The sequence below is a fragment of the Blastomonas sp. 34TW genome, from assembly GCF_059803595.1.
This window is the reverse complement of the sequence record NZ_JAPFGW010000035.1, coordinates 1-5774: the sequence shown is the minus strand read 5'-3', so window position 1 is coordinate 5774 and position 5774 is coordinate 1. Positions and strand designations below refer to the sequence as shown.

7 protein-coding genes are annotated in these 5774 nt (G+C 62.5%); 6 read left to right on the top strand and 1 reads right to left on the bottom strand.

Going from position 1 to position 5774, the window contains the following annotated elements:
- Positions 1 to 147 precede the first annotated feature (147 nt).
- Positions 148 to 645, bottom strand: coding sequence for a hypothetical protein (locus OPU69_RS19725; protein ID WP_058803380.1), 498 nt, complete (start codon positions 643 to 645; stop codon positions 148 to 150).
- A 67-nt stretch (positions 646 to 712) separates the two neighbouring features.
- Between OPU69_RS19725 and OPU69_RS19720 the strand changes: the two genes are divergently transcribed.
- The 6 genes from OPU69_RS19720 to OPU69_RS19695 all read left to right on the top strand — a co-directional run bounded on the left by OPU69_RS19720 (position 713) and on the right by OPU69_RS19695 (position 5748).
- The gene (locus OPU69_RS19720) at positions 713 to 1999 is read left to right on the top strand and encodes a DUF8535 domain-containing protein (RefSeq protein ID WP_498513263.1); all 1287 of its coding nucleotides are present in this window, start codon (positions 713 to 715) and stop codon (positions 1997 to 1999) included.
- A 47-nt stretch (positions 2000 to 2046) separates the two neighbouring features.
- Entirely contained in the window at positions 2047 to 2682 is a 636-nt protein-coding gene (locus OPU69_RS19715) for a DUF7007 domain-containing protein (RefSeq protein ID WP_442856584.1), read from the top strand.
- Positions 2683 to 2782: 100 nt separating this feature from the next.
- Positions 2783 to 3052, top strand: coding sequence for a type II toxin-antitoxin system Phd/YefM family antitoxin (locus OPU69_RS19710; RefSeq protein ID WP_069052194.1), 270 nt, complete (start codon positions 2783 to 2785; stop codon positions 3050 to 3052).
- Positions 3052 to 3504, top strand: a complete 453-nt coding sequence (locus OPU69_RS19705; protein ID WP_069052193.1) for a type II toxin-antitoxin system VapC family toxin — start codon at positions 3052 to 3054, stop codon at positions 3502 to 3504. The genes OPU69_RS19710 and OPU69_RS19705 overlap by 1 nt, the downstream gene beginning before the upstream one ends.
- 230 nt (positions 3505 to 3734) lie before the next feature.
- Positions 3735 to 5429, top strand: coding sequence for an ATP-binding protein (locus OPU69_RS19700; RefSeq protein ID WP_498513260.1), 1695 nt, complete (start codon positions 3735 to 3737; stop codon positions 5427 to 5429).
- A complete protein-coding gene (locus OPU69_RS19695; protein ID WP_498513258.1) occupies positions 5374 to 5748 on the top strand; it encodes a DUF3768 domain-containing protein in 375 nt (124 codons plus the stop codon). Before OPU69_RS19700 ends, OPU69_RS19695 begins: the two co-directional genes overlap by 56 nt.
- The last annotated feature ends 26 nt before the right edge of the window (positions 5749 to 5774 follow it).

Here is a 5774-nt window from a genome sequence, read left to right as displayed (position 1 = left end):
CGCAAGGCTATGCTGGCATCGTTGTCCCGAGCTACGCCCGCGGCGCCCCCGCAGACGCGCTCAATCTTGTCCTATGGGACTGGGACGGGCGCATCACGCTTGTTGATGACGACGACCGACTTGGCCTTCGCAATAACTGATGGCCTCTTATTCCTCGATCATCCCTCCGAGGCCGGGATCGAGATACCACGATGGGCCTTCGGTAAAGTCGGCGTTGCGGGCAGGAACAGGGCCATCAGGCTCTGACGAGACGTAAGGGTTGACCATCGGTGCCGGGTGCTGGCCCGAGCGCAGAATGTGGCCCGACATCTGGCACCGCGGCCCGAGGAGCTCGAAGAGCCATTCGAGATCGTCGAGCATCTGGACAACCCCGCGCCCTGCCAGTGCATAGTAGAGGCAGCGCTGATAGTCATCGCAATGGCAGGACAGGATCTGCGTCAGCCGAGCCTTGGCATTGGGCAGGCCCTGAAACACGCCCTGCAAGGTCTCATAGAGCTCGCGCGCTGAGTAATAGGCATCGAACGGCTCCACTCCGATCGAGGCATTGGCGAGCATACGCTTGGTTGGACGGCAATTGGGATCAAGTGCCGCGTCGCGCAGCGTGACATCGAGGTCGAACTTGCCGATATCAAAGACCTTGTTCATTATTCATGGGCTCCTGCAGATTATGAACATAACGTGAACAAACGACAGGGTCAAGGCGTCATCATGCATGTGGCTGGTAGGTAAGGACACCACAGGAAAGACCGGCAGGGTCGCCATCAGCGACGAGCTGAAGGCTGCGCTGGTGCGCTGGTATACAGGCCGGGGCAGCGAGGCCGACCACCGCGCTTGCGTCTCACTGGTCTCGACCGCGCGAGAGAACCACAAGTGGATCGCCTGCGATTGCCTTGGGGCAGAGCGGTCGCCGCCGCTGATGAGCGCGGCCTATCTCAGTTTTCAGGAAACCTATTACCTCCGGCGTCTTACCTCGCGGCCAGGCCACGAGCCGGGCTGCCCGTTTCATCTGCCGCAGGCGCCACCGCGCATCCGCGAGACCGTGAAGGATTCGCTCTATGCCATCGGCCTTCCAAAAGGCCTGTTCAGCGCACACCAGAAGGCGCCGGAGAAGCTTGCACAGAGGCCAGAGGACATAGAGCCCGACGACCGCTCACGCGGCGTCGCGATCCCGCGCCTCGGCAAGCTGCTCTGGTTGCTGCTCGAACGCGCAGGCTCGAATATCCTGCGCGAATTACCGGCCACAGGCAGGCGCGCAGGCTCGATCAGCGAAGAAATGCGCCACCTCAAGCGCGCCGCCCAGGGCCTCGAGATCGCGCCGGGCATTCGGCTGTCGGATCATCTCTACACCAACGCAATCGATTACGAGAAACGGCGGGTCCATGCCCGATTGCGGGCTGCGGCCGAGACCTGGCCGCCCGAGTTTGCACCGCAGGCCTTTCTGCTTATCGAAGCGAGCGAGGTCACATCGAGCGAGGTGGTGACGGGGCTCGGAACCGTCGAAATCCGCAATCGCATCCAGCACACCGGGATCATCCGGGCCGAGGTCGAGCCACCATTTCTCGTGCTGGCCGTCGTCGGCGAGCATAGTCGGCGCGAAGGATACCTGGCGCTGCGCGCCTATGCCCAGACTGTCTTCAGCGGGAACCAGTTCGTGCCCGCCGAGCGTGAACACGATCGCGACGTGCTGCGCGCGCTCCAACAGGCCCAGTATGAACTGCGCCGTCTCGGTGTCAGGATGGCGGTCAAGAAGGTCCTCTTTGACATCACGCTGGCTGCGGGGTCGGCGAGGCCGGATTTCCTGGTGGCGCTGCTCGATGAGCATAGCGGGGTGGAATGCAAGTTCGCGCTCCAGATCCTGCAGTCGGATGATGCCGACTATCTTGAGCTGCGCAGCATCGAGCGCGAGCGTCTCGGTCAGGCCGGGCTGGTCGTATCCCTGCCGGTCAGCAGCGTGACGCCTGAGGCAATTATCAGCGAGGCACGCCGCATTCTCGAGTGAAGTGGAGGGGGAGGATTTGAGCGAACCTGAAGAAGGAGAGTTCGCTCATGACATGTTTTGCTCCGTCGCCGCGCCCATCGACATCGATCTGGGGTGCTGTCCAACAGGCCGATCAACTTGGGCCCGGCATTTGGTCGGTCATGACCCCAAGCCACGGCGGCATCATTCTGTCCGATCAAAGGCAGGGGGCCATGCCGCCAGCTCTACTGATCGAGGGCGGCTCCTACGAGGAAGACTGCGACTGGGCGCTCCCGATCCTTGCCTTTGCCAGCGAGCTTGAACGCCAGCGCTCCTGCTCCGCGGGCTTCCTGCAGCTTGCCCGCGATACCGCCCGGTGTTGGCATCCGCACCGCTTCAGCGCCTTTACTGGCGAGGCCGTCGAGGAGAATGCGTCCGCGATCCTGCGGACGCGCAAGGCCTATATGGCCGTGATCGGCGAATTCTGCACGACCAGCGCCTGGGGCGATTGGGCCGAATGGGTACCAGAAGGCAAAGTCGGCGTGATTGCCCGGCAAGTCGAGCGCGTCGATCACCTTGGCCGGCCGAGCTATGGCAAGGCCGAAGTCTGCGCGCTTATTGCCAAGGAGCTCTACGCTGCGCGCGGCGAGGTTACGGCGCTGCGCGATACGGCGCACGAGATCATCCCCATGCCCGAGGATCTGCGGCCGAAGCGCGTGGGCTGATCGATACCATCGAACCGGGCTTCTCTGGGCAGAAGTTGTAGACTTTCCGATATAGTCATTGTATATGACCAGTCACAACACCTGACTATAGGAATATAAGATGCGAGCTGAAACCTACGGGGCGGCAGACTTCAAGGCCAACTGCCTCGCAATCCTCGACCGACTGGCACGCCGTGATCTTGATCAGGTGACCATCACCAAGCGAGGCCACGCCGTCGCCGTTTTAACGCCTCCACCCAGCATGGCCGACGCCGTTAAGGCGCTGCACGGTTTTATGTCTGGCTCGGTTAGCATTCCCGAAGGGTTTGACCTCCTCTCACCGGTGCTTGCTGAGCCGTTGGGTGCAAGCGAAGGCGTGTTGCACGGGTGATGACGAAGAAGAAGCCCTCCGCTTTGCCCAGTTCTGTCCTGCTTGATACGTGTGCGGTTATCTGGCTCGCCAATGGTGATCCGCTTGCCCAAGAGGCGCTAGCGGCCATTTCACATGCCGCGCTGGCAGAAGGCGTGTTCGTGTCACCCGCATCGGCTTGGGAGGTGGGATTGTTGAGCCGCGTGCGCAGCGGCAACGTTCCAGCGCTGACGTTCCTTCCCGACCCGCAAAGCTGGTTTGCGCGGTTCATGGCCGGTCCCGGCATCAAGGAAGCGCCGCTCCTTCCCGAAATTGCGATTGCGTCCTCGCATCTGCCTGATCCCTTGCACGGTGACCCTGCCGACAGGTTCGTAATCGCTACAGCACGGCACCATCAAATTCCTGTCATCACGCGCGACAGCAAGATCATCGATTACGCGGCCCAAGGTCATGTGAAGGTTATCGCTTGCTGAGTTTTTGGCTTCAGGTTTGAGCGAAGCGACTGTCCCGCTTGGCAAGATATAGCAAAGCTCGGCGCGGCTCTCCAACCGATCAACCTAACGTCCAAGGCGCACGGGTGTCTCGGCCATGTGCGCTGATGGCGCGGCCCGAAGGCCGCCCGGCTCTGGCCAGGCATCAAGCCGCCGATCTGAAGGGAAGGGGGAGGGGAAGGGCGAACCAGTGCGATAAAGGACCCTTTGCCATGAACCCGACATTCATACGACCCAGCGTAAGCCCGAAGACGATCACCAAAGTCACGCGCCTGTTTAACGGCACCATCGGCGATATCCTCGGCGAGCTCCTCCAGAACAGTCGCCGCGCTGGCGCTTCCCGGATCGATATCGCCTGCTGCGCGGACCAGGACGGAGCGCGATTGACACTGGTCGATGATGGAACCGGGGTTGCCGATCCCCAAACCATGATTGCGCTGGGGGATTCGGGCTGGAGCCAGCACATCCATGAGGCCGAAGACCTGGCAGGCATGGGTGTCTTCAGCCTCGCGGGCAAGGACACCCGGATCAGCTCGCGTCATGCCAATGCCGACACCGGATGGTCGGTGCATGTCCCCGCGGATGGCTGGACCGGCGCGCAGGACATTGCCGTGCGGCCCCTTGCTCGCCCGGTCGGTACGACCATCACCTTCCTGATGCCCGGGGTGAGCGAGCAGACGACCGAGCGGATTCTGCGCGAAGTCGCGAAGTTCTACCCACTGCCGGTGTTCTTCAATGGCACGGAAATGCCGCGCGAGGACTTCCTCGCCAAGGCAATCTACATCGCCGAGTGGAACGGCAGCCAGATCGGCGTGTTCGAGGGCCGCGAATATCACCAGGACCCGACGACCAACTTCCATGGCATGGTACTCACCCGCAAGCTTGCCAGCGTCTCGGAGAGCCTTGGCGGCAAGACCTACCATGCCCGGCTCGATATCGGGGCCACCCCGGGACTTGCCCTTGTGCTCCCGGCGCGCAAGGAATTCGTCGAGAACGCTGCATTTGCGGCGCTGCAGGCAGCGTGCAAGCGCACGATCTATGCCGCGCTGGCACAGAAAGGCCAGCACCGGCTCTCCTTCGAGAACTGGAAGGAAGCGCGCGATCTGGGGGTTGCCCTGCCGGAGGCCGACCCCTGCCTGCCCCGCTGGCATGCGGCCATCGCGGAGAGCGACAACGTCAATGTCGAGTATGAGGAAGTCGTAGCAGGTGCGGACACGATCCTTGTCGCGGATCTCGAGCCCGATATTGCACAGGGACTGGAGCGCGCGCTGCGCGAGCACCCTTTGCGCCCACACCTCGTCGAGAACCATCCCGCATACGCTGGCTATGCCTGGTATGACGCGCTGCATCAGCTCGGCAACGTGCGCTTCTATGTTGCAGCCGGGGAGCGCGACCACGTCATCGCCGAGAACGGCAGCTTCCCGCCGCTCGATGACAATGTTGGTGCGGAGACGATCGAGCTGAGGTTCTGTGTCTTCCACCGCGCCAGCGAAATGCAGCGCGAGGAACGGATCCCGGCAGATGTTGCCTTCGTCGTCGGCGAGGATGGCTGGTACAGCGGTGTCGACCAAATCCGCATCGCTTTTGTGCCGGGTCCGGCGCTGACCCCCGAAACGCTGGTCGATCTGATCGAGAACGTCTGTTTCTGCGCGAGCGACGACAGCGAGGCCGACTCCTGGGACACCCAGCACGAGCACTTCTTGCGCGATGCGCGCGAACTCGCGGCCCGGGTGCTGCTCGGCGAGGACGAGGCCATCGCGGCGCGCATCCGCGACACGCTCGCCGGCATCCTGTGGGTCATTCCCAAGGATCGGCAGGTCGCCATTACCGTCGCCCCGGGGACCGCGATCGATGTTCAGCTATCCGCTTGTTGCCTCCTGGATCGGGACGAGACCTCCAATGCATGACACATCCGACATCTCTTGCGCACGGCAACGCACCGAGCACATCGCGCAGCTCAATGATGCAGCGCGTCAGGGCCGTGACCGCACGGCCCGCATCGTCATGACATCCGGGCTGCTTGCAGAACTCGGCGGCGACACCGCGGCAGACAGCATGATGGCCCAGGCTCGGTTGATGGCCGCTCTGCGCCATTGCACCTTCGCCCCGGATTCGCCCGAGCGAGACTTTGCAAGCATGGATGTCGATGGCATCAAGGTGCTGATGAAAGTCGATTTGTATGATCCGGGCCTTGTCAAGGTCGCATTGAACGGTTCCTTCTGTTGACAGGTTGGGGGGCCCCACACGCAATG